The sequence below is a fragment of the Rhizobium sp. S96 genome (assembly GCF_030382195.1).
In the GTDB taxonomy this organism is placed as follows: domain Bacteria; phylum Pseudomonadota; class Alphaproteobacteria; order Rhizobiales; family Rhizobiaceae; genus Rhizobium.
This window is the reverse complement of record NZ_JAUDRY010000030.1, coordinates 314,781-337,625: the sequence shown is the minus strand read 5'-3', so window position 1 is coordinate 337,625 and position 22,845 is coordinate 314,781. Positions and strand designations below refer to the sequence as shown.

The window sequence follows — 22,845 nt, the reverse complement described above, 5'->3', positions numbered from 1 at the left end:
ATCTCAGCCTGACCCCGGAAGGCGATATGGCCAAGTATCAAGTTCGCAGCAGCCGCAAGTTTCGGGCGACGAAAGAGCCACTATGGCGGTTGTGAGCGGCAAGCTGCTCTCGGCCTTCCTCAGGCCAAGGCATCGTGACTTGGATTTTATTTCTGATGACTGGACTTTTTTGTGAATGATGCATCATTCGCGACTGCTCTGTCTGATTGAAAATCCGCGCGTCGATAACAAAAGTAGACGCGGGTTGGTGCCTTATGTATGGAAATCAGTCATCGATGCTTGTCGACGATATTTGTCTGGCTGCGCTTGGCGCCTCTTGATCAACTCTCCCTTCAAAATTCGAAAGCCGCGTGCATTGCGCCGTGGCCCGGTGAGAGACGGTTGGATGGGAAAGTAATGATCATGGGCACTGTTCAATGCTCCGAAATGCACTCGCTTCATCCGGCCCGGCGATGCCGCGCTCACCCGGTTGACGGGTCGGCGGTCGAACGGGCGGTCATGACCTCAACTTGGCGGCAAGAAGCTCTGCAGCGAGGCGACAAGTCGGGCAAAAATGTCCTGCGGCCACATTCGGGCCGCTTGAAGGGATCTCCACGAGCAAGTGTGGCCGCTAAGGTCTGAGGTCGCGATAACCGGTACCGATGCCGGGCGGCGCCGTCCCTTTGCTACCCAAGGAGCGGCACAACCGCTCGTCGAAACAAAACAGGCCAGCCTTCGCGAGGCCACACCCGAAAAAGGACCCCATGCTTTCGATCAAAGACCAAGCCCCACAACAGCCGGCATCGGACAAAGACAAACCGGGCGAGTGGCTCAGGATACTCGCAAAATACCGGCAGCCAAGGTTTGGGCGAAGCATCTTCGAGCTTGCCGTAACGGCTGTGCCGTTCGTCGCCCTTTGGGTTGCTGCCTATGCCTGCGTGATAAATGGGCTCTGGTCCGGTTATTTCCTGGTTCTGCCAGCGTCGGCGTTTCTGCTTCGACTTTTTATGATACAGCATGATTGCGGCCATGGATCTTTCTTCGCGCAAAGACGTCTCGACACATGGATTGGACGCGTTCTTGGCGTGCTTACGCTGACACCCTACGACTATTGGCGGCGCTTACATGCTGCCCATCATGCGTCAGCCGGCAATCTTGACGAACGCGGGACCGGCGACATCACCACGATAACGGTCGCGGAATTCAACTCGCGCTCTTGGGGTGGTCGGCTCAGCTATCGGCTTTACCGGCATCCGCTCGTCATGTTTGGTATTGGGCCTGCCTGGCTGTTCTTGTTCAAGCAGCGTCTTCCATTCGGTATGATGGGAGCCGAGGCCTTGCCCTGGATGTCCACTATGGGCACCAATCTGGGGATAGCGTCAGCTGCTGCGTTGATGATCTGGTTGGTCGGGCTCGCTCCATTCCTGCTTGTGCATATACCCGTCGTCTTGTTGGCCGCAGCGGCCGGCGTCTGGTTGTTCTACGTTCAGCACCAGTTCGAAGACACTCACTGGTCGAAGACCGGAGAGTGGGAATTTCCGCGCGCTGCACTCCATGGGGCATCGCACTATGATCTTCCCGTGGTGCTGCGATGGCTGACGGGTAACATCGGCGTGCACCATGTCCATCATCTTTCAAGCCGAATCCCTTACTACCGGCTTCCTGAGGTTCTTCGCGATCATCCAGACCTCGCGTGCATCGGACGCATCACGCTTTGGCAAAGCCTGAGGTGCGTCCGGCTCGCCCTGTGGGATGAGGAGATGGGAAAGCTAGTCTCCTTCAAGGAGGCTAGGATGACTCCAGTCCACCAGGCATGGGTTTACGCCTCCCCACCCGAGACAATTGATTGACAGTCAGGATCCACGATGACTCCGACCAACAGAAAGAGCCGAACACCGCGGCATTGATGACTACATTGACACCTGCCCAGATCAGAGGGCTAAAACTTACCAAGGAGGGAGATCTGCATCCCCAGGGTGGGAAGAGATGGACGCTTCTCAACGCAACGATTACCTACGCGAGGACCGATCGTTTCAAGGAGCGGCCGATCAAGGTCAAGTTCGCTACAACGGATACCCTTGGTGAGCTGAGGGAAGGCGGCTTTTTGAAGGCTGTCGAGCCGGAGGTGGGATTGGACCTTTCCCCACATGAGATTACCATGGCTGGCAAGTTGTGGTTGCTGAAGCACAAGTGAGACGATAGAGGCCCGCGGCGATCACAAGCCTCGTCGCGCGAGCGGAAATACTTACGCTGTTATAACCGCGCCTGTTCGTCTTGGATATCTGCATTTCGCTAGCGCCGCAGGAGTTGAGAAAGAGGGTTGCGGAGGCGGCGAACATGCCCGAAGTCTCGCCATGTTGATGAAGGCCGGCTCGACCTGGCTGCTCAGCCCGGGAAGGCCAGCGGAGGGCGAGCTCCTTAACCACGAAGACGGAAATACGGTGTTGCGTTCCGTCAATGACGCGCGGGGTCTTTGTTCCGGTAGCGATGAATTAGGCATCGCAGATCAGGCGTAGATCTCTTTCTCGACCCCCGGGGAGATGTATGTATTCCGTCAATTCCCAATGGGACGTACAAGCGTGCTCGTCATCCAAAGAGGGCCCACGATTTGGGCTAAGGCGGCTGCGTGCTCTCAGGCAGCCCAGGTTGGAATTCCGTCGTGCAGCTTCCGATAGGGATTTTTACGAAACGGTGCCCGGTCCCGCTTGATCAAGTCGCTAGAATGCGACGGCACGACTGATGACTACGCAGCCAATCCCGCGGTTGCTTTAGCTTAGCCCTAGAACGCCAGTTTGATCTCCAACTCGCGAAGGACAGCAGCCTTATCTTTGTAAGTCTGCACTATATCGACGGCCGCTTTGACGGCGCGACGTCCTTCGGCGCTATCGATATCGGAGCCGTTTTCCGCGCACCACTGGGTGACCGCACCAATCACGAGTTCAATGTCTTCCAATAAGGAAATAGGGGTATGGAACATCTTGGGTGCTCCTCTTTGAACGGCAAGAGCAACGAGTAACTCCCAAGCGACCTCCGCCATTAGCACTGGGGCCGATCGCAATGGGTGTACTCTCAATTTTGGCAATAGCGATGGTTCATCTCAGGCAATATCGGGTGAAGACGGCCGCTTCGCCAGCCACAATTGTCATCACCTCTCAATTGGCGCGAGGGAGCTCGTCGTCTTCGCGCCGCTTCTGGTCTTGAATTGCCCCGTCAGCCACATCAGGCGCTGGTACTCGCTTCGGCGAGCGCGGCGCGCAGCCCATCTAGCGTGAACGGCTTTGACAGCTGTAGTGCGTCGGTGATGCCTGAGGCCATTTTCGCGCGCTCGTCACCGCTGGCAAACACGATCCTGACAGTCGGCCAGAGCTCCCGGACCTGTTGGGCGAGATCAATACCGGACATTCCGGGCAACCCAACATCCGTCAGAAGGATGTCCACTCGTTCGGTTTCCATAACGGTGAGTGCGCCTTCGGCTGAGGCAGCTTCGTGAACCGTATGGCCGAGTTCGATAAGCATATCGGCGGTCGACATCAATATGAGCGGCTCATCCTCCACGACAAGAACGCTTGTCGCGGCAGCCTGGGGAGCCTGGTGCGTCACAATGGCCACCGGCTTCTGGTGCTCCTGCCGCTCCACCGCGATTTGTTGTTGCCGAGCATTGCTCAGGACGTGACGAACCTTACGAGCAAGTGCTTCACGCGTATACGGCTTCGAGAGCAGCTCGACGCCTGCGTCCAGTCGACCACCGTGAACGATCGAGTTCTCGGTGTATCCCGACGTGTACAAGATGGCCATGCTGGGAAAAAGTGCCTTGGCTCTCCTTGCAAGTTCGGTGCTGCGCATGGGTCCTGGCATTACGACATCCGTGAAAAGCAAATCGATGTGCACACCAGCATTGACAATGGCGAATGCCGACTGAGCATCATGGGCCTTGAGAACCCGATAGCCGAGATCAGTCAAGAGCGCGACCGACGTCTCCCGCACGCCCTCGTCATCTTCCACGACGAGTACCGTTTCCGTGCCGCCCTTCACCGGAATGGCGTTTGCATCGGCCAGACTATCCTCTACTCGCATGGTGCGCGGCATGTAGAGCTTCATCGTGGTACCATGACCGACTTCGCTGTATATCTTGAGGTGGCCACCAGACTGTTTCAGAAAGCCATACACCATCGAGAGGCCGAGCCCGCTTCCTTTTCCCTCCGTCTTGGTGCTGAAGAACGGCTCGAGCACATGCTCGATAATGTCCGGCGGTATGCCAGATCCCGTATCAGTGACGGCGACAAGAACGTACTGACCTGGGCGCACGTCATCATGCGTGCGGGCATAATCATCATCGAGAACCGAATTAGCGGCCTCGATCGTGAGGCGCCCACGGCCTTCCATTGCATCCCTCGCATTGATAGCCAGGTTCAGAATGGCATTCTCCAACTGGCCGGGATCGATCAACGTGTTCCAAAGCCCGCCAGAGACAACGGTTTCAAGCTCGATTTCCTCACCCAGTGCACGCCGCAACATGTCGTCCATGTTCTGGATCAGCTTGCGCACATTGACGACCTTCGGCTCGAGCGGCTGCCGGCGTCCGAAAGCCAGGAGCTGTGAGGCCAGTTTCGCCCCCCGCGCAACACCGGCCAAGGCGTTGTGAAGGCGTTGCTCCGCGCGCGCGTTGCCTTCGATATCCTTAAGCATGAGTTGCAGATTGCCGCTTACCACCTGCAGAAGATTGTTGAAATCATGGGCGACGCCACCGGTCAACTTGCCGAGCGCTTCCATTTTTTGCGCTTGCCTCAAGGCAAGCTGGGCGCTCTCTCGTTCGGCGGTTTCCTTTTCCAGCTCAAGCAGCGCGGATCGCAGTTCGTGGGTCCGCTGCTCCACCCTTTGTTCGAGCGTATGATTGAGCCCTTGCAGCTGATCTTCGGCGCGCTTCTGGTGAGTAACATCAAAACCGTCCACAAATATTCCCGTCACTTTACCCAGCTGATCGAAAATGGGCTGATAGATCAGATTGATGAAACGCTGATCTGGCTCCTTTTCCCCTTCGCGTCGTAGCGTGACCGGCAGGTATCGGCCGATGTAGGGCTTTCCGGATTGAAAAACCCCATCCAGCAATTCGAAGAACCCCTGCTCGGCAACGTCGGGCAGCGCGTCGCGAACGGTGAGGCCGACGAGCCGTCGATCGCCAACCAATTGAAGATAAGCGTCGTTGACGAGTTCGAAAACATGTTCGGGTCCACTCAAGATACACATGAAACTGGGCGCCTGCTGAAAGAGGGCCCGCATACGATCCCGTTCGGCTGTCCGGAGTTCGACCTCCGAAGCGAGCTGCCCATTGAGCTTTTCAAGCGCAACAGCTGCCTTGTCTCGCAATTCTGCCGCGTCAGCCAGGGCGGCAGCCCGTCGCCGCTCCATTTCGAAGGCCTGGGCGCTTGCAAGCCGCGAGGCGATTTGCCCCCCGATCAACTTCAGGAAATCCAGATAGTCATCGCTGGCTACGCGGTGTGGATTGAGTGCATTGATCAGGACGCCTTTCGGTTTGTCACCACCTTGTCCGATCAAAGGGACTATCGCCGCAAGTGTCGGCGCCTTCGGCCATGGTCCAGCGGGTACGTCGGGCAAGCCCGACAGATCGACAAGATCGACGGACTGTCGCTCCCAGGCGTTTCCGAGGTTCCAGGTCCCTTGTCCCCGGCAAATCGCGGCAGGCAACAGCGGATGGTCGGTTGACGCGCCGGTAATCCATTGACGTCGCGCATCGCCGTCGTCGTCAAACATGTACAACGCGCTGAAGGGCAGGTCTTGGAGGTTTTGGGCCAGAGCTGCGTGTGACGCGTGGATCACCTCGCTTGCCGTTTCAGCCGCGGCCAATCCCGACGCCAGCGCTCGCATCGTCAAAATACGACGCTCGCTTATAACCCGCTCCGTTTCCTCTGTAACGGCGCAGAAAACTCCTTCGACCTTGCCTCCGCGACCGATCAGGGGGCTATAGGAGAAGGTGTGATAAGTTTCCTCCGGATAACCGTTACGCTCGAGCAAAAGAAGAAGGGCCCTGTCCCAGGTGGCCTGGCCCGTCTCGTAGACCGTCGCCAGCCGATCTTTTACGTCATCCCAGATTTCCGCCCACAGGATCCTGGTCGGTACACCAAGAGCGTTGGGATGTTTGTTTCCCAGTGTTGGCCGATAAGCGTCATTATAGAAAAAGGCGATGTCCGGACCCCATCCCAGCCACATTTCGAACTTCGACGTGAGCAGCAGCCGCAAGGCCACCTTCAACGGCTCGGGCCAGTCGTCGGGCGTGCCCAGGGACGTGCTCGCCCAATCATGCTGACGCATCAGTTGCGCCATCTCGCCGTCGCCGACGAAAATATCCTCGTACTGTGAAAACTGAAGGGTCATCGCATTTCCATCCGAACATCGCAGGACGCAGTTAGGCCATTGATAACGTTTGTCCAGCCCACTAGTTCTGCATCAGCGCAGTTTTGATACCGGTGGAGAAATTTGACGATGAACCACGCGCAGTCGCAGCCTGAATGGAGTGCAGACGAACTGAGACGGGCTATCAAGTCCGCAGGGGTCGCTCTTTGGACCTGGATCGTTGACGACGATACATTCGTGATGGACGCCAAAGCCTACGAGCTCTGGGACATTGCCGTCGAGACGGAACTTACCTTCGAGCATCTGTCTGCCAAGGTCCATCCTGCGGACAGGGACCGGGTCAGAGCGGCGTTTGTCGCCACTCGTGCAATCGATGGCCCATTCGAAATCGACTTTCGCATCCTCACCAATACATCGGATGTTCGATGGATCTCCGCGCGCGGGGAGGGTAACGAGGGCGACGCCGCAACGAAGAAGATGACGGGCATTTTCCTTGACGTTACGGGACGCAAGCAGGCCGAGGAAGGCAACGAGCTTCTTGCGGGAGAGATGAGTCATCGCGTGAAGAACCTTCTTGCGCTGGCTTCCGGTCTGACGAACATCACGTCACGTACTGCTGCGACCAAGGAGGAGATGGTGCAGCAGTTGACTGAGCGGCTGGCTGCTCTCGGGCGCGCCCATGAACTGGTACGCCCTCTTCCGCAAGGGCAGGGAAGCGCGGCCTTGCTTGGTGACCTGATTACCGTGCTTCTCGCCCCCTACAATGATGTCGGTGCGTTCGCGGGGCGCATAAGGGTCGCAGTGCCCCGTATGGGACTGGGCGAGAAAGCCGCGACAAACCTCGCGCTCGCCATTCATGAGCTGGCGACCAATTCGCTCAAATACGGCGCGCTATCGGATGATGCAGGCTTGCTCGACGTCTCCGGCTCTCTGGTGGAAGACTGCGTCGAGATCATCTGGAACGAGCAGGGTGGCATTCGCAACGAGCGGCCTGAAACAACCGAAGGCTACGGGAGCAAATTACTACATCGGACGATCTCTGGGCAGTTTGGTGGCTCGATCAGCCATGACTGGGTGGAAGGTGGGGTGGTGGTAACGTTGAGGCTGAAGGAAAGCCGCCTCTCGGCCTGACAGGCTTGGCCAAACGGCTTGTCGCTAGGGCTTCTCAACCTGGAAATCATAAACGGCCGCCCATGGTTCCGCGCGATGGGGAGTGAGCCTGGTGCTTCAACAGCTTTGCCTGATCGAATCTAAGTGGGTGAACCTGTTCGCCTCGTCACTGCACCCGGGCAAATATTGGAACGATGTGGGAGCGCAGGCACCGTTTGAGTGACAGTACCGCTTACGCGAGCATCCGTTAAGGCCGCGCCCTTTCGGCTTGCTCCAGCCTTCCGCCCGCCACTGTTAGGATAGGAAAGCAACGCTCAGCAACGACAGAAGGAGGGCGGGTAGCATGACGACGGCTCCCAGTCGCAGAAACGCAAGAGCACCCATGTCGATGCCTTCGCGACGTAGCGCCGTCAGCCACAGGATGGTCGCCAGTGACCCTGTCACCGAAAGATTGGGGCCAAGATCCACCCCGATCAGGACCGCACCGGCGACGGCGTCGGAAACATGCGCGGATTGCACCGCACTTCCCGCGAAAAGCCCCATTGGCAAATTGTTGACCAGATTTGATCCGAGTGCGACCGCCAAGCCCGCTACGCCGATTGCCATTCCCTGTGATTGCGCGGCCAGATGCGATAGCCAGGTCGCGAAGGTCGAGGTTATTCCGGTCTGATTGATCGCCTCGACGATCACGAAAAGCCCCGCGACAAGCGGAAGAACCGACCAGCTCACGCCCGAGATGATTCCGACCGGATTCTGGCGGGTGATCAAAAGGACTGCCGCCGTGGTCGCAACGCCGGCAGCGAATGTCGGGATGCCCAAGTCGACATGCATTGCCGAACATCCCACAAGAGCACTCGCGGTCACCAGAAGGCCCCAACCCGACAGCTTCGCGGGAAGTGTGAGGTGCGGCTTGTCGACATCGAGGGCGATTTCATCGTGACGCAACGCCTTGCGTTGGGTGAAATAAAGCGCGGCAAGCGTCGCTACTATCGCCGCGATGGAGGGGACCAGAAACGTCTGCATCCATCGCGAAAGAGATGGCATCTCACCACCCGCGAAGATCACCAGGTTGGCAGGGTTGGAGATCGGCAACACAAAGCTCGCAGCGTTGGCGATGAACGCGCAGACGAGCAGGTAGGGCAATGGGTCCTTTACCTTGGCAGCACGGCAGGCCGCATAGACGGCCGGGGTGAGTACGACCGCCGTGGCGTCATTGGACAGGAGGACCGTTACCACCGTCCCGATACCGTAGACGAGCAGGAACAAGCGGCGAGGGGACCCTTTTGCCCGCGTGGTCGCAATTGCCGCCATCCAGTCGAACAGCCCCTCCCGGCGCGCCAGCTCCGACAGGAGCATCATGCCGATCAGAAACAGATAGACGTCTCGCCCCTTGGCGACGCCGGCCCATACCTGCTCTTCGGTCAGCAGACCGGCAGCCAATAGAAGGACAGCCCCTCCAACCGCCCATATCGCTTCCGGCAGGCGAAACGGTCGCGTCACGACCCCGGCGGCCGAGAGACTTGCGATCGCGCAGGTATAGAGGGTGGCGGTCATGCGTTTCCTTGGAAGATCGTTTTCGGGGCTGCGTTTGCGTCAACCGGGGTCCGGCTACCCCGAGGGGCTGGTTTCGAGATGCGAAGCGTGTCCAGGAGAAGATAGATCACGGGCGTCGTATAGAGCGTCAGCAGCTGGCTGACCAGCAGTCCGCCGGCGATTGCGTAGCCGAGAGGCTGTCGCAGTTCCGAGCCGGTACCATGGCCGAGCGCAAGGGGAACGCCGCCGAGCAGTGCCGCCATCGTCGTCCTCAGGATGGGACGAAAGCGGCCGGGAGGCTCTGGAGCCGGGCGTTCGGCTCGATGAGACCGATCCAGAGTACGGCTTGGGCCTCAGCATCGCCAAGGAACTCTCTGCGCACTACGGCGGATCGGTCTGTCTTCGGCCAGACCCGAAATCCGGCCTTGTCACTGCTATCGATCTTCCGCAGGGAATGGTGCCACCTGAGATCCCGATCACCCCGTATTGAGAAACGGACCGCGATCGGTAGGAGCCCAGAATTTGCTGTTGCGTTACACACCATCATGAAAGTTCATTCAAAAGTAGCGCTTGGCGGTTATGGGTCCCCCGTCATGGTTGGTTTTCGGTTTGACGATGGATCTTGCTACAGTCCTGCTTCTTCATAAGTCTTCGTTCATTGTCGGTGCGGCGTGCTTCTTCTACGTGAAATGGCGTTCGCGGGAGCCAGGACTGGATCTCCTGGCAGTTGGCTACGGGCTTCTTGCCATCGCGTCTACGCTTGCTGGGATCGGAGAGCAGGGCGGGCTGAGATACGAGGTCTGGACGCTTGGCAGCTTTTCCATTGGGGCCATCGGATACGGCGCGATGGCGATGGGAATGATCCAACTGAGCGGCCAGCGCAGGAAGCTGGCGGATTGGTATTTGATAATTGCTGCCGTGGCCCTCGTCGCCCTTGTGGGCGCCAGGCAGTGGTACATGGATAACCACCTTCGCGCAGCCCTGTTCAATGCCAACGCGGCGGCTTTCTTGATCATCTCCGGCACATCGATTGCGCGAGGGTTCCTTGTCGACCGCATCCCTGCTCGGCTCGGTCTGCTTTTATCGATCGGGGCTGCAACGGCTTTTTCCGCACTCGTCGCGCAGGGAATGGTTTTTCCGGGACACGGTCCAATCGAGCCTCGCTACGCCTTCTTCATGCTCATCATCTGCCACTTCTCGATCGCGTTATTTGTCGTCGTTCTGGTGCAGGAACGGGCGCAGGGTCGCCTGGAAACACGCGCCAATACCGACGGGCTGACAGGTATTGCGAACCGCCAACATTTTCTTGCGTCTCTTCCTCGGGCGCTGTCTCAGGCAGATGCCTTCCTCATGATCGACATCGATCATTTCAAGAGCGTGAACGATCGATATGGCCACGAGGTGGGCGATCGGGTGATCGTCGCAGTCGCTGAGAGAGTAGCCCTCGCCAGTCAGTCCCCTGGCTGGGTCGGCCGCCTGGGAGGAGAGGAGTTCGCGCTTTTCCTGCGTGACCAGACCGAAGAGGGATTGATAGCGACGGCTGAGCAGGTTCGAATGGCAGTTGCCGGCCTGGCAGTGGCGACCCGTGAAGGCACGATAAAGGTGACTGTCAGTGTGGGCGCGGCTCGATGGAACGGTGAGTTCGATGCGCTGGAATTGCGCGAGCGGGCTGACAAGGCTCTCTATATTGCCAAGCGTGGCGGACGCGACAGAGTTGAGCTGCATCAAGCGGGCTCTACCCCTGCAGAAGACGTGGCCGATTGGCCAGATGACGAACCACATCGGATTTCGCGGATCATCCTCCCCCATGGCGACAGGCCCCGGGCCGCCTGAACCTCCTTGCTGTTGGTGGTAGCCCGCAAATTACCGTGCGCTTGTCGACCCATAAGATTGTGTGGCGGAGCGGGATGCTTGGTGGGTGCCGCCCTCCGAGCCTTCGGATCCGAGATGGTGACGGCATATTCCCATGCAACCCCCGCGAACAAACAAGAGGATTGGTATTGTCTCGTGGGCCAGTACCGCATGCGGTTTACCAGCAGGCCCGTTGGCTTGATGCTGCAGCCTCTTTCGACCGTCAACTGCAAGCTTGCTTGCAGTGTAGGTATTGCCAAATGAATAGGCGGAGCCCTCGTCAGCGATGATGGTCGGTTGCACAGTGGGCTTCCAGGAGGCGCAAACGTTACCCGGGACATCTCCGGCTGAATTCGCTCAACATTCACCGGCCGACGAACAGTGCCCCTCAGCTTGCGACAGAGTGAGCGGCGACGTTCAAGATCGACGCGATAAAGCTTGCGCTGGTCTTGGGTGCAGGAACGAGGGAGGTGCCGAGGTCGACTTTCCCAAACACCTCGTCCCTGCGTTTGCCACCGTTACTGGCGGAGTTTGACGAGGGTCAACGCGCGAGCCACGGTTGTTTGTACGTTTGCACCAAGAGGCAACGTAGCAATGTCTTCGAAGATCCTCATCCCAACCAATGGTTCAAGGCTCGCCGTGTGGCAGGAGGAAATGCTGTTTCATTTGCGCGCGACGCCTATGCATCCGTCGTTTTCCTCCACGTGAACGAACCGTTTCGGATCTTCACAACAGGCTGCAGCAAGGGGTCGGCAAGTCGGCAGGACTATTTGCGCTTGCGGGGGGGCCTTTAGCCATTCCCAACCAGTGCCAAGACCTGCCATTTCCGAGAACGCTGTAACGGGGACCGGCGTGTAGACGGCTCGCCAGTAATCGGCATTGCCATAGATTTCATCGCAACCATCCGGGCGATTAATCCTATTGGTTGAAGGACCACTATCGCGGCTCGATCTCGGGGACCGGCATTTTTGTGAAGTCTTTTGTGATCGCAAGAACCCCATCGTGCGCGGTGGAGCGATCAGGAGAAGCCGCTTGACGGCACCGCTGGCGATGTCGCTATCGTAGGCTGGATGATTGGTGCTAAGTCGCGCGTCGATCTGACTTCATCCTGGTTCGTGACGGGTGAGCGATGATCGGGAGGCGTGTACCACACACATTGCGATCCGCGCCTCAACGTCGATCAGGCCCCCGAACTGGCGTTCCTGCTGTCCGAGCGCATGAAGAGCGGCCGCGACGAGAAGCGGATGGCCGTCAACGGCTGATCGATCCATCGATCCTGAGTTCGAGAAGCCCGGCCAGCGCCGGGCTTTTTTATTGGACGAGAACCGATTGCTGGCAGCGGGCGTCGGTGAAGCGGACGTCGGCTTCGCCGATCTTGATGCCCAGCATCAACAGCGTGTTGTAAAGCAACTCGTCGAGAGGGGCGGTGACACCGGACAGCGTGTCGGCGATTGCCGCCAGGACCACCTTGTTGGTCCCGAGCGTGATGAAAAGCAGCTGTATTTCAAGATCGGTGTTCTTCAGTAGCGATTGTACAGCCGACGTCAGGCTGTCACGAGTGGATACGTTCTTCACGGTCTTGGCGGTAATGTCGTTGCTTTGGAAGGTCAGGCGCGTCTTTGCGGTGTTGGTCAAGTTCACATCGGCCATCCCGCTGACCTTCAGGAGTGTGGCGTCTATCAGCATCGCTGGCGTCACACGCGGCTTGCTGCCGAAATTCGCCATTGCCGTGGGGTCGACATCTCCGAGCGCTATTTCAGCGACACCGGGCACAACATCGACGCCGATGCTGGCGTTTCTCGGATTTCCACCAAGACAGCTGAAACTTGAGAGTTTCGCCTCGGCGTAGGCTGCCTCGATATAAACCGGGACCCGCACCTTCATGCCGGCAACAGCGCCAAGCCCGGGAACGCTTGCTTCAATCGCAAGCCGGATCTGAGCTGTCCTTACCGCGGCGCCGGTCGCGCCGACGGCATTTGATGCAACACCCTTCGGACGTTCACCGATCGAAAGCTTAAGGGTCACATTGGTCAGCCCCGGCACAGCGCCGGCGAGATTGACGGCAACCTGGTTTTTCTGGTTGGCCGCGAGCGCTGTCGCAGAGAGTATGTCCATGACACTCGCGTCGACCTGGAGGTGAGACCCGGTGCCGACCAGCCGCTCGCCCATGGGACCCAGGCTCAGGAAGTCCTCCAGCTTGATCTTGAGCTGCGTCTGCCCAAGCCCCTTCTCAATCGACGACAGAGCCTTGGTAACCGTCGTTGAGAGGCCGGGCGTCTTGCCGAGCGTATTCAGCAGGCGAGGGTAGGAGATTTGCGTCGCAAGCAGCTCGTCGTAGTTCGCCGCCGTGAGGTTCAGGTTGGTGGCAAGCAGGTCAAGAAAGGAGAGCAGGTCAACGTCCGTCGATAGCAATGCGTCGTAGTCGGCCGCCTTCAGTGATACCGTGGTTCCAAGCAGGCTACCCAGGAGGGCATTGAGGACGCCGCCGTTGATGCTCGCCAGACGTGAGCCAACGGAAAACGCGGCAATCTTGGCAGCCGATGCGGTGCCGACCGCGCTCAAAGTCGGAGGCGTCGCAAAAGTTGCGGCAAAGGTCAGCTCGGCCTTCTGCTGCACTGCAACTTTCACGGCATCATAGGGTTGACTTCCGGCGATGAACCTTTGACCGGACGGAATGGATGGATCGGCGGCATAAACGCCCGGCGTGTACTGAACCACAGCATCGAACTGGCTGAGCTGCTGGTTGCTCAGGAGCTGGCTACCGCTTGGCGTCGTGTAACCGGCGCCGGTCTTCACGGCAACATTCAGGCCGTTCTTCTGGAAGTTCGCAACAAGGTTGGCTGCGGCGTTGTTGATATCGGACGCAGCGACGATCGCGCCGATGTCACTCAGTTGTTGTAGCCGACGCTGCTGCAGCGTCATCATGCCGTAGTCCACCCCAAGCGCCAGACAATAGAGGATCAGCGGTGCGCAAACTGCGGCGGCGACGGCGATATTGCCATCCTTTGAACTTGCAAGGCGCGACAGGGTCATGCTCATTTTTCGGCTCATATGCCACCCATACGGATAGTCGCGAAACGACGGATCTTGGTATCTGGGAGTGGAAAACTATAGAGATTCCAGATGGGTAATGCGCTGGCATCATATTCCGTGGTGACCGTGAACTGATTGCTGTTTTGCGCGTCCGTCGCGACCGACACATGCAGCTTTGCTCGATCGATCAGCGGGTCGTTCAGTGTGGAAATAGTGATGTAGTTGTTGACCAGCTGGGTCCGTTCCTGTTCGGAGAGGCCCGCGACAGCAGTGCGTGCCGCGTCGGCCGTCAACTGCTGCAAGGCATGCGCCGCGCTCAGATAGATCCCGTAGGCGATCAGCGTCAGGACAACGAGGAGAAAGAGTGGTGCGACAATTGCAAACTCGATTGCGGCCGCGCCACGGGTGTTGAAAAGAAGATGCCTCATGCGCTTCATCTGCACTACCCCTTGAGCTAGCTTGAGCTGGGTGAGAACAACCAAAGCGTACATGCGAACATATTAAGTTTGCATTACATAATAAACGGGATACGTGCATCACAATAAGTCATTGCGATCTAATCTGCCGACGTGGGCCGCCTTGCCGCTCAACCGCGCCGATTGTTGTCGCGTAGCTTGGCAGCACTTACGCGTTCGCCACTGTCCAAGAGGACAAGAAAACTTGTTGGCTCGGATCTCTGCTTTCACAGGGCATTTTCCAAAAAAATGGGACCCTAACTCACGACCGCAGGCATCGAATGAAATCGGTCGGGCCCGCTCCAGCATCGAGACCAATGTCTTCCTGAACACTGGACCGCTAACGCCACCGGGGGTCGTCTGGGCTTCGTCAAACGTTCTGTTTGGATTCAGCTGCACGTGGCCTTGCCATCGCTGGGTGTGGGCGTTCAGCACGGTCTCTTTCATTTACAATGCCATCAACCTCGGCGCATGGCATTCTACAGAGCCTCTTGATTTGAGTTCTGGCCGAAGGTCGTTATCGGCTTTTCCTGATGCCTCGGCGGCTTGTCCCATTTGAACGGATGGTCAAACATGACGCGGTCGGTATCTGGAAATACAAAGCCGCCCGAAACTCGGGGTGGTCATCGTCGCAAGGGTGGTCGGCGCCCGCTTCGCAGGGGTTCAACCGGCTCAGTATCGTCAGGAATTGGAGCGAAAAGCTCCGAAATGTCACAGGATAACGCCGCTGAAATCTTTTGGAGTGTCAAAACGGTGGGGTTCTTCCCGCCACGCTCAAGATGACCAGCATACGATCGCTCGATCTCGGCGGCCAGCGCGAGATCGTCTTGCGAGATGCCCTTGGCAACCCGCAAGCGTCTGAGGTTCAAAGAAACTCTTTGCCGTGCATCCATAGGGGACGAACACAACATTTGACATTCTATGAAACCACGTAATATAAAACTATGAAAGCAATCTTGCCGTGAATCGCAGACTGTAGTCCGGTCATTTTCAGGTGGAGGGTACGTGGAACTTCGCCAGCTATCACTATTCAAAGCCGTTGCCGAGGAACTGCACTTCGGTCGTGCGGCGGCGAAGATGTGCATTGCCCAGCCGGCTTTGAGCAATCATGTCATGGCGCTGGAAAAGGAACTGGGCTGCCCGCTGTTCATCCGCTCGACCCGCCGGGTCGAGCTGACGAGGGCAGGGGCCACCTTCTATGATCGGGCGGTCCGGATTTTGAGCGAGATAGACCTGACCGCAGAACTGACACGGGCCGCAGGCGGCAGTCGGATTCGCCAGATCAAGATCGGAACGGTCTATCCCGCCACCATGGGCATGCTGCCGGTGTTCCTGGGCAAGATCGCCCACAAGTTTCCAGATGTCCGCATCCATATCGCCTCGGGCAATACCAGCGACATCATCCGTGGTCTGGAGACAGGGCAGATCAATCTTGGCTTCATCCGCCCCGTCGAAAACATCGGCTCGCTGCGCTTTTTCTCGGTTGCCCATGAGAAGTACCTACTGGCCGTGGCAGAGAGCAGTCCACTGGCTCTTCGCGACGAGATCTCGATCGAGGATCTGCGCGACCAGAAGATCATTGCCTTCAATCGTCAGAACCTTTCCTTCACGGAGCGCTATTTCAATGAGAAGTTTGAGGAATACGATCTGACGAAAAACATCGCCTATAGCTGCGATGACACCTATTCGCTCGTGTCACTCGTCTCCGCCGGTCTCGGTATCGGCTTTGCGCCGGAATGGACGAAGGACATTCCCAACCGCATCTTCGTGTTGAAGAAGGTGAGGGGGATCGAATTCAGGATCGGGCTTGGCATTGCCTGGAACAGGGAAGATCCGACCGCATCACGCGACGACATCGTCGAGATTGCAAAGTCCATGGTACGCGCGGCGCGCTGACTGGCGTCGCAATCGCAGTTATGAGACGAGGACTCGTGACCGGATCGGAGAGCGGCCGGCTGATTTCAGCAGGGGTCGGGGCTGGCATCTTCGCGCATCCCAGGACTGGCCGGTGGCGCCACTTCGGCAAGGGCCCTTCTGGCGAGCTCAACCATGGTTTCCTGGTCGCGAACGCCTTGCTTCCAGAGCGACATCAGCAAGGTCGCCACCTGCAAGACCTCGCGCCGATCCCGTTCGATGCCAGCTTCGCGGCAGAGGATCTTGAGAGCCGAGTTGATCAGGCCGAGATCGGCGATGGGTTCAATAGGGGCTGGCATATCTCAAGCTCGCATGGCACGTTAAATAAGTGAGGCAATATCTGATTTTTTGATCTTTTGCCTGGTACCACGTCCACCGTCGATGGCCTCTCGCGGTAAATTCTATCGGATTGCTGTGACCGGCAGGCTCTGACTCCTTCCGATTGTGTTCCGGTCGCGTGGCGGTCGTTGTGCGACGAACGGTCGACCGAGCATCAATGATATCTTTGCGACGCTTCCTAGGAGCGCTTCGAGCATGCTAAGAAATATGGATGAGACTGCTCGTGGTGGAGGACAACAAGGATCTCGCGGCATGGCTTGGAAGAGCCCTGCGGCAAGCGCAATATGTGGTCGATATCGCCCATGACGGCGAGGACGCCGATCACCTGCTCAAGGTAGCCGAATATGCTGCCGTGGTTCTCGACCTCTCCCTCCCAAAGCTCGATGGCCTGACCCTGCTGAAGCGTCTGCGGCAGTCAGGCAACAAGGTTCCGGTGATCATCCTGACAGCAAACGCGAGCCTTGACGGCAGGGTGACCGGCCTGGACAGCGGCGCCGACGATTACCTTGCCAAGCCCTTCGAAATCACCGAACTCGAAGCCAGGTTGCGAGCGGTAGTGCGGCGTGGACAGGACAGGGCATCGTCCGAGATCGTCGTTGGTGATCTGCGTTTTTCCGGGGGTACGAAACAGTTCTTCGTTGCCGGCAACGCCCTGCAATTGACGCCAAGGGAATATGCGGTCCTGCAGCATCTCGTCATGAAGGCAGGGACAACAGTCTCGAAGGCTGCGCTCTCCGACAGTGTCTTCGGGTTTGACGACGATGCCGATCCGAGTTCCATCGAGATCTATGTCCATCGTCTTCGCAAGAAACTGGAGGGCAGTACTGCGCAAATCGCAACCTTGCGCGGGCTCGGCTATCTGCTTCGACATGCCCAATAGTCTGTTGGAAAAAGTACGAACTGGCGCCGTTCGTCTCAGCCAGAGCCTGAGGGTGCAGCTGCTCGGCTGGGTCGTGCTGACACTGGTTGGAGCAATCTGCTTCAATCTCTACGACAGCTTCAAGACCGCGGATGCGACCTCGAAGCTCGTCACCGACAGGACGCTCCTGTCCTCGGCCCGCGTTATCGCAGAAGCCGTTAGTGTTGACGACGGCGGCAACGCCCAGGTTGATGTTCCCCCGGCTGCGCTGGAAATGTTCGACACCGGCTTTGGTGACAGGGTTTTCTACCAGGTGAGAACCGCATGGGGCACTCTCATCAGCGGATTTCCTGATCTACCCTTGCCGGCAAGGCAGCGGACCGGAGAAGACCTGATTTTCCGTGCCGACGGCGTGCGAGCCATCACGCTCGATCATCCCGTCGTCGGCCTGCCAGATGACGGTGCGATTTCCGTAACCGTTGCCGTAACCCACGGGAGCCAGCACGCGTTACGGCGTCAGCTCTGGCTCTCCGATTTTTCCAAGCAGTTCATACTGGTTTTTTTCGCAGGTCTCGTCACCATTATCGGTCTGCAGCGCGGTCTTGCGCCAGCGCTTCGGTTGCGTGACGCGGTACGGGAGCGCGGACGCGATCGCCTGGATCCCTTGCCGCCACAGATGGTCCAGACGGAGTTGCGGCCGCTCGTTCATGCGCTCAACGATCATATGGAACGCGTACAGAACCAGATGGCCGCGCAACGGCGCTTCGTCTCCAACGCCGCCCATCAGTTGCGAACCCCCCTGGCCCTGATCCAGATGCAGGCGAGTTTTGCTGCGCGTGAACCCGACACCGCACGACGTGACGAGGCGCTGCAAGCCCTTCGTTCGAGCACGCGCCAGACGTCACGCCTGGCCAGCCAGCTTCTGACCCTGTCGCGCGCCGAGCCCGGGAGCCGCAGGCCGCGTCACGACCTGATCGATCTTGCCACTGCCGCCAGCGACATTCTGGCTGCCCAGGCAGAGGAAGCGCTGCGGCGTCATATCGATGTTGGACTGGAAACGGATGGGCCTGTCCTGGTCGCGGGCGACGGAACGATGTTGCGGGAGATGCTGGTCAATCTCGTCGACAACGCGATTCGCTATTGCCTGGCCAACGGGCAGGTGACGGTTGCCGTTCACAAGAACGAGGGCATGGCTGTTCTCACGGTCGAAGATAATGGGCCGGGCATTCCGCTGGCCGAGCGGCAGCACGTATTCGAACGGTTCTATCGGGTTATCGGAACGGAGAGCGAGGGAAGTGGTCTGGGACTGTCGATCGTTCGCGAAGTTGTCGACGGCTCCGGCGGCTCGGTCTCTCTTTCTGACGCTCCGGGAGGGGGCCTGCTTGTTACCGTGCGTCTGCCGCTGGCTGGAGCTGGCGGCTGACACTCCGGTCAAAATGATAAAAGGCCGGGCAGTAAGCCCAGCCTTTTATCATTGGTCAGTCTTGGGAGGACGTGGACCGAGTTACTGGCTGTCCATGTGCTGCTGGGGACGCCATTTGGCCAGGCGGTTCTCAATGAGGGTCATGATAAATTCTGCGACCAGGGTCACGACCATGACGAGAAGAATGGCCGCAAACATGCCAGCGGCATCGAACGTGCCCTTGGCGATGGATATCAACTGGCCGATCCCAAAGCGGGCGCCGACGAATTCACCGACAATCGCGCCGATAATGGCAAAGCCGAACGAAACGTGCAGGCTGGCGAAAATCCAGCTCATGGCCGAAGGGATCACAACCGTTCGCGTGACCTGCCAGTCGGAAGCACCGAGGATGCGGGCGTTGGCGATCAGATTGCGGTCAGCCTCGCGTACCCCCTGAAAGGCATTCGCGAAGACGACGAAAAATACCATGATGAACGCGAGCGCCACCTTGGATGGCAGCCCAAGCCCCATGATCATGATGAAGATCGGCGCGAGCACAACGCGCGGAATGGAGTTGATCGCCTTGATGTAGACCGAGAAGATGTCGGAGAGGAAGCGGTTGCGGCCGAGGCCGATCCCAACGAAGACACCCGCGATGGAGCCGGCGAAAAAGCCGATGAGCGCTTCTTCCATCGTCACCCAAAGATTGTACCAGAGGGAGCCTTCCGTGGTTCCTTCTGTCGCCCACTCATAAAGACGCAGGACGACCCCGCTCGGGCTTGAATAAAAGAACGGATCGATCCAGTTCATGTTGGAGGCGAGCTCCCACGTGCCGATACCGACGACCAGGATCGCAATCTGCCAGAAGCGCACCATCAGGCTGCGCCGGCGGATCGCCCTCATTGCGGATGTCTCGATCTCCGCATCCGAAGTACCCGGACGGAACATGGTGGCCGAACCGGCCGAAAGGGTTGTGTTCGCCATGATGTCTCCTCCTCAGGCTGCTTCGCTCGCGCGGCGGTAGCTTGTCTCCACCTCCTCGCGAAGATCTTCCCAGATCGTCTTGCAGTAATCGATGAAATGCTGCTCGTAGCGGATTTCGGACACGACGCGAGGACGGGGCAGATCGATCGTATAGACCGACTTGACCGTCGCCGGCCCCGCCGTGAGCACATAGACCTTGTCGGCAAGTGCGACTGCCTCTTCGAGATCATGCGTGACAAAGACCACGGAGGCCTTTCGTTCGGCCCACAACTTCAGAAGTTCCTCATGCATGACGGTACGGGTCTGGACGTCGAGCGCCGAAAAGGGCTCGTCCATGAGGAGGATTTCCGGCTCGTTGATGAACGTCTGAGCCAGTGAAACTCGCTTTCGCATTCCGCCCGAAAGCTGGTGTGGGTAGTGATGCTGAAACTTCGACAGGCCTACACGTGCGAGCCAGTCTCGCGCGCTTCTCTCTGCCTCGGCCCTGCTCTTGCCGCGAAAAAGCGGACCTGCCATGACGTTGTCGATCACGCTCTTCCAGGGGAAGAGAGCGTCGGTCTGGAACGCGAAACCGACGCGTGGGTCGATCCCGGTGATCGGTCCTCCCATCAGTCGGACTTCCCCGGCGCTCGGCCGTGCCAGACCCGTCACCAGATTAAGCGTCGTCGACTTGCCGCATCCCGTCGGTCCGACGACGGCCACGAATTCGCCGCGCCCAACCGTCATGTTGAAATCACGTAACGCAGTCAGCGACTTGCCTGTCGGCGAGACAAAGCGGCGGCTGACGTTGATCAGTTCGATCGCCGGGATTGCGTTGTTATCCTGTACCATTTGAATACCTGAAGGCGTGCTTTTCGGGCGCGTGCACGCAGTGCCCATGGATCGATCCGTGCCGCCTCCACGTCCAATCGGAAGCGGCACGATGGCCTTACTTGGCGTTCTTGACGAACTCCGTCGTATAGGTTTTCGTAAGGTCGATCTGCTTGCCCTTGACGTTCTTGGAGAACTCGGACAGCACGGCGAGAACCGTCTTCGGGCCATCTTCCGGCATCACGCCACCAGGCGTAAACATGCCCTTGCCCTCATCGAGCGCCTTGATGTAGCCGTCCTTGTCGCCAACGTAGAAGTCCTTCGGCATCTTGTCGGCGATTTCGGCCGCCGAATGCGTGTTGATGAACTTGAGCGTCTTCACGAAGGCGTTGGCAAGTTTCTGGGCTTCGTCCTTGTGGGCGTCTACCCAGGAGGTTTCCATGTAGAGGGAAGCGGCAGGATAGGTGCCGCCAAGCGCCTTGCGGGTCGCATCGACGGTACGCATGTCGACGAGAACGCTCGCTTCTCCTGTTTTGATCAGCCGCGAGATCGTCGGCTCGGTCGTCATGCCCGCCTGGATCTGATCCTGCTGCATGGCGGCGATGAAGGTGCCGCCGGCACCAACCGGGACGGTCACGACGTCGCCAGGCTGCAACCCGGCCTTGGATGCCATGAAGAGCGTGAGAAAGTTGGTCGACGAGCCAAGGCCGGTGACGCCGAGGGTCTTGCCCTTGAAATCGGCAGGCGATTTGATCTCCGGGTGCTTGGACGAGACCATTTCCACTTCGCCCGGAGCTTGGCTGAACTGAACGATGGATTCGACAAACTTGCCCTTGGCCTGCAGGTCGACGCAGTGATCGTAAAAGCCGACGACCCCTTGTACGGCTCCGGCGAGAAGCTGGTTTTCGGCATCAACCCCTGCGGCCTCGTTCAACAACTCGACGTCGAGGCCTTCATCCTTGAAGTAGCCAAGCGATTCAGCGAGCTTTGCCGGGAGATAGATCTGCTTCTCGTATCCACCGACCATGATGGTGATCTTGTCGGCGGCTTGCGCTGCATGCGAGGCAAGCGACGCCGCGGCAACAAATGTGGAAAAAGCGACGGTGTAAAATAGGCTGCGCGAAGAACGCATCAGGTTTCCTCCAAATTGAATATCCGCATCGTTTCCGATTTACGGTGATCGCGTCTCCTCCACGATGCCGCCTCCTTCTTATGCCGGCCAAGCTTTCAGTTCGCTTTCAGAGATCGAGCGCCCGGTTGGAGGCGTTTGTGGGACCGTAGGACACGATTGTTGATATCGGGCGTTTCTTGAGGATCTGGTGATCCGACAAGATTAACAGGGATGTTCCGGGGGCTAACGCGCGGCATGCATGAAGTGTCATTCGGCCCGTCAGCAGGTCCCAATTGCAAGCGACCGAAGGTGAGTGCTCAATCGTGGTAGAGCTTGCCACGCTTTCATCACGGACCGCTCGGACCTGAACGACGTTGGACTGGGCGATTGAGAGGTGGCGATGAACGAGATCGCTGATGTTTGATGTAGCTCAATGTTCTCGAGGACAATTGGAAGGAACCTGTGCGTGTTGCTCGGCAATCATGCCGCTCTCGCAATGGAGAAAACGTCGCGAAACACGTATTCTATATAGCCATCTCGACAGCTCTTCCGCTCAGCGCGCCTGCAGCGTTCGCCGCCTACTCGGTAGGCGCGATTCGATCGATACACACCTCGATCCTGTGCATGCCTACCTCTTCGCGACATCCAATTATCTTCACAAGATGAAGATTGGCGAAAAGATAAAAATTCATTGCCAGAAGAAGGGCCATAACTTGGCAACCGAAATCAGCCAGGCTTCTTGATGCCCTCGCACCGGTTCGCCTTGGCTTGTCGAGTCGCCTCGGCGACGTGTCGAGGCGACGCGTCTACGAATTGTGCCAATGTCCACACGGGCACCGATTTGGCCAAACGGCTGGATCAGATATCGAAAGCGGAATTGGCCGGTAACCGCTTTTCCAGCCGCGCCGAACTCGGATTTTCGTAAAATGCTTCTATCTGGTCTGACCGGCTGGCTCAGCAGGGATCAAAGCTCGGCTGCGCCTGGATCAACTGGCAGGCGTCAAGCCAAGGGCAATCTGCCCAGGGAGGACTGCTGCCGAAAGCAGCTGCAACCGCTGTGCAGGGCTTCGTCTCGATCACAACGACAGCGTGAAAA

At 58.3% G+C, this 22,845-nt stretch carries 19 protein-coding genes and 1 pseudogene; 9 read left to right on the top strand and 11 right to left on the bottom strand.

The features are described 5' to 3' along the window. Nucleotides 1-743 precede the first annotated feature (743 nt). Both QTL94_RS23660 and QTL94_RS23655 read left to right on the top strand, forming a co-directional pair. The gene (locus QTL94_RS23660) at nt 744-1,829 is read left to right on the top strand and encodes a fatty acid desaturase (protein ID WP_289803252.1); all 1,086 of its coding nucleotides are present in this window, start codon (nt 744-746) and stop codon (nt 1,827-1,829) included. A gap of 56 nt (nt 1,830-1,885) precedes the next feature. Next, nucleotides 1,886-2,173 carry a hypothetical protein gene (locus QTL94_RS23655; protein WP_065690495.1) on the top strand — a complete coding sequence of 96 codons (288 nt, stop codon included), beginning with the start codon at nt 1,886-1,888 and terminating at the stop codon, nt 2,171-2,173. 585 nt (nt 2,174-2,758) lie between these two features. Here QTL94_RS23655 and QTL94_RS23650 read toward each other — a convergent pair. After that, a complete protein-coding gene (locus QTL94_RS23650; protein WP_065690496.1) occupies nt 2,759-2,956 on the bottom strand; it encodes a hypothetical protein in 198 nt (65 codons plus the stop codon). Between the two features lie 242 nt (nt 2,957-3,198). Next, nucleotides 3,199-6,318 carry a hybrid sensor histidine kinase/response regulator gene (locus tag QTL94_RS23645; RefSeq protein WP_289803267.1) on the bottom strand — a complete coding sequence of 1,040 codons (3,120 nt, stop codon included), beginning with the start codon at nt 6,316-6,318 and terminating at the stop codon, nt 3,199-3,201. Between the two features lie 159 nt (nt 6,319-6,477). Between QTL94_RS23645 and QTL94_RS23640 the strand changes: the two genes are divergently transcribed. Continuing rightward, nucleotides 6,478-7,479, top strand: coding sequence for a sensor histidine kinase (locus tag QTL94_RS23640; RefSeq protein ID WP_289803251.1), 1,002 nt, complete (start codon nt 6,478-6,480; stop codon nt 7,477-7,479). 273 nt (nt 7,480-7,752) lie between these two features. Here QTL94_RS23640 and QTL94_RS23635 read toward each other — a convergent pair whose 3' ends face one another. Further along, nucleotides 7,753-9,012, bottom strand: coding sequence for an arsenic transporter (locus QTL94_RS23635; RefSeq protein ID WP_289803250.1), 1,260 nt, complete (start codon nt 9,010-9,012; stop codon nt 7,753-7,755). Continuing rightward, nucleotides 9,009-9,281 (bottom strand): annotated as a pseudogene (locus QTL94_RS23630) (efflux RND transporter permease subunit); the annotation flags it as partial. The pseudogene QTL94_RS23630 and the gene QTL94_RS23635, both read right to left, overlap by 4 nt. On the opposite strand from QTL94_RS23630, the gene QTL94_RS23625 reads away from it, so the two are divergent. Both QTL94_RS23625 and QTL94_RS23620 read left to right on the top strand, forming a co-directional pair. Then, on the top strand, nt 9,245-9,481 hold the full coding sequence (locus QTL94_RS23625; protein WP_141683921.1) for a HAMP domain-containing histidine kinase: 237 nt from the start codon (nt 9,245-9,247) through the stop codon (nt 9,479-9,481). The pseudogene QTL94_RS23630 and the gene QTL94_RS23625 overlap by 37 nt on opposite strands. Nucleotides 9,482-9,606: 125 nt before the next feature. After that, nucleotides 9,607-10,824, top strand: coding sequence for a GGDEF domain-containing protein (locus QTL94_RS23620; protein WP_244499437.1), 1,218 nt, complete (start codon nt 9,607-9,609; stop codon nt 10,822-10,824). Between the two features lie 1,329 nt (nt 10,825-12,153). Here QTL94_RS23620 and QTL94_RS23610 read toward each other — a convergent pair. The 3 genes from QTL94_RS23610 to QTL94_RS23600 all read right to left on the bottom strand — a co-directional run bounded on the left by QTL94_RS23610 (nt 12,154) and on the right by QTL94_RS23600 (nt 15,223). Continuing rightward, entirely contained in the window at nt 12,154-13,881 is a 1,728-nt protein-coding gene (locus QTL94_RS23610; protein ID WP_289803248.1) for a pilus assembly protein TadG-related protein, read from the bottom strand. Between the two features lie 8 nt (nt 13,882-13,889). Beyond that, nucleotides 13,890-14,312 (bottom strand): TadE/TadG family type IV pilus assembly protein, encoded by a 423-nt coding sequence (locus tag QTL94_RS23605; RefSeq protein ID WP_065691629.1) that lies wholly within the window; start codon nt 14,310-14,312, stop codon nt 13,890-13,892. A 641-nt stretch (nt 14,313-14,953) separates the two neighbouring features. Beyond that, on the bottom strand, nt 14,954-15,223 hold the full coding sequence (locus tag QTL94_RS23600) for a helix-turn-helix domain-containing protein (RefSeq protein WP_083199357.1): 270 nt from the start codon (nt 15,221-15,223) through the stop codon (nt 14,954-14,956). Between the two features lie 112 nt (nt 15,224-15,335). Between QTL94_RS23600 and QTL94_RS23595 the strand changes: the two genes are divergently transcribed. Next, on the top strand, nt 15,336-16,226 hold the full coding sequence (locus QTL94_RS23595) for a LysR family transcriptional regulator (protein ID WP_065691630.1): 891 nt from the start codon (nt 15,336-15,338) through the stop codon (nt 16,224-16,226). Between the two features lie 65 nt (nt 16,227-16,291). Here QTL94_RS23595 and QTL94_RS23590 read toward each other — a convergent pair whose 3' ends face one another. After that, nucleotides 16,292-16,543, bottom strand: coding sequence for a hypothetical protein (locus QTL94_RS23590; RefSeq protein WP_065691631.1), 252 nt, complete (start codon nt 16,541-16,543; stop codon nt 16,292-16,294). Between the two features lie 251 nt (nt 16,544-16,794). On the opposite strand from QTL94_RS23590, the gene QTL94_RS23585 reads away from it, so the two are divergent. Continuing rightward, nucleotides 16,795-17,463 carry a response regulator gene (locus tag QTL94_RS23585; protein WP_065691632.1) on the top strand — a complete coding sequence of 223 codons (669 nt, stop codon included), beginning with the start codon at nt 16,795-16,797 and terminating at the stop codon, nt 17,461-17,463. Further along, a complete protein-coding gene (locus QTL94_RS23580; RefSeq protein ID WP_065691633.1) occupies nt 17,453-18,865 on the top strand; it encodes a sensor histidine kinase in 1,413 nt (470 codons plus the stop codon). Before QTL94_RS23585 ends, QTL94_RS23580 begins: the two co-directional genes overlap by 11 nt. A gap of 81 nt (nt 18,866-18,946) precedes the next feature. Here the strand turns inward: QTL94_RS23580 and QTL94_RS23575 are convergent, their stop codons facing one another. Genes QTL94_RS23575 through QTL94_RS23565 form a run of 3 tightly spaced genes read right to left on the bottom strand, consistent with a single transcriptional unit; the run spans nt 18,947 to nt 21,770 of the window. Beyond that, nucleotides 18,947-19,828, bottom strand: a complete 882-nt coding sequence (locus QTL94_RS23575) for an ABC transporter permease (protein ID WP_065691634.1) — start codon at nt 19,826-19,828, stop codon at nt 18,947-18,949. A 12-nt stretch (nt 19,829-19,840) separates the two neighbouring features. Further along, nucleotides 19,841-20,707 carry an ABC transporter ATP-binding protein gene (locus QTL94_RS23570; RefSeq protein ID WP_502944175.1) on the bottom strand — a complete coding sequence of 289 codons (867 nt, stop codon included), beginning with the start codon at nt 20,705-20,707 and terminating at the stop codon, nt 19,841-19,843. A gap of 49 nt (nt 20,708-20,756) precedes the next feature. Further along, nucleotides 20,757-21,770, bottom strand: coding sequence for an ABC transporter substrate-binding protein (locus QTL94_RS23565; RefSeq protein ID WP_065691636.1), 1,014 nt, complete (start codon nt 21,768-21,770; stop codon nt 20,757-20,759). A gap of 395 nt (nt 21,771-22,165) precedes the next feature. Between QTL94_RS23565 and QTL94_RS23560 the strand changes: the two genes are divergently transcribed. Next, nucleotides 22,166-22,492, top strand: a complete 327-nt coding sequence (locus QTL94_RS23560; protein WP_141683946.1) for a hypothetical protein — start codon at nt 22,166-22,168, stop codon at nt 22,490-22,492. Nucleotides 22,493-22,845: the final 353 nt, after the last annotated feature.

What these genes read in the sequence shown, in the direction of transcription:
- QTL94_RS23580 (WP_065691633.1), top strand. Translation starts at nt 17,453, where the DNA reads ATGCCCAATAGTCTGTTGGAAAAAGTACGAACTGGCGCCGTTCGTCTC.
- QTL94_RS23645 (WP_289803267.1), bottom strand. Translation starts at nt 6,318, where the DNA reads ATGGCGCAACTGATGCGTCAGCATGATTGGGCGAGCACGTCCCTGGGC.
- QTL94_RS23575 (WP_065691634.1), bottom strand. Translation starts at nt 19,828, where the DNA reads ATGGCGAACACAACCCTTTCGGCCGGTTCGGCCACCATGTTCCGTCCG.
- QTL94_RS23635 (WP_289803250.1), bottom strand. Translation starts at nt 9,012, where the DNA reads ATGACCGCCACCCTCTATACCTGCGCGATCGCAAGTCTCTCGGCCGCC.
- QTL94_RS23585 (WP_065691632.1), top strand. Translation starts at nt 16,795, where the DNA reads ATGAGACTGCTCGTGGTGGAGGACAACAAGGATCTCGCGGCATGGCTT.
- QTL94_RS23660 (WP_289803252.1), top strand. Translation starts at nt 744, where the DNA reads ATGCTTTCGATCAAAGACCAAGCCCCACAACAGCCGGCATCGGACAAA.
- QTL94_RS23640 (WP_289803251.1), top strand. Translation starts at nt 6,478, where the DNA reads ATGAACCACGCGCAGTCGCAGCCTGAATGGAGTGCAGACGAACTGAGA.
- QTL94_RS23655 (WP_065690495.1), top strand. Translation starts at nt 1,886, where the DNA reads ATGACTACATTGACACCTGCCCAGATCAGAGGGCTAAAACTTACCAAG.
- QTL94_RS23620 (WP_244499437.1), top strand. Translation starts at nt 9,607, where the DNA reads ATGGATCTTGCTACAGTCCTGCTTCTTCATAAGTCTTCGTTCATTGTC.
- QTL94_RS23560 (WP_141683946.1), top strand. Translation starts at nt 22,166, where the DNA reads ATGTTTGATGTAGCTCAATGTTCTCGAGGACAATTGGAAGGAACCTGT.
- QTL94_RS23605 (WP_065691629.1), bottom strand. Translation starts at nt 14,312, where the DNA reads ATGAAGCGCATGAGGCATCTTCTTTTCAACACCCGTGGCGCGGCCGCA.
- QTL94_RS23650 (WP_065690496.1), bottom strand. Translation starts at nt 2,956, where the DNA reads ATGTTCCATACCCCTATTTCCTTATTGGAAGACATTGAACTCGTGATT.
- QTL94_RS23600 (WP_083199357.1), bottom strand. Translation starts at nt 15,223, where the DNA reads ATGGATGCACGGCAAAGAGTTTCTTTGAACCTCAGACGCTTGCGGGTT.
- QTL94_RS23570 (WP_502944175.1), bottom strand. Translation starts at nt 20,707, where the DNA reads ATGGGCACTGCGTGCACGCGCCCGAAAAGCACGCCTTCAGGTATTCAA.
- QTL94_RS23590 (WP_065691631.1), bottom strand. Translation starts at nt 16,543, where the DNA reads ATGCCAGCCCCTATTGAACCCATCGCCGATCTCGGCCTGATCAACTCG.
- QTL94_RS23610 (WP_289803248.1), bottom strand. Translation starts at nt 13,881, where the DNA reads ATGAGCATGACCCTGTCGCGCCTTGCAAGTTCAAAGGATGGCAATATC.
- QTL94_RS23565 (WP_065691636.1), bottom strand. Translation starts at nt 21,770, where the DNA reads ATGCGTTCTTCGCGCAGCCTATTTTACACCGTCGCTTTTTCCACATTT.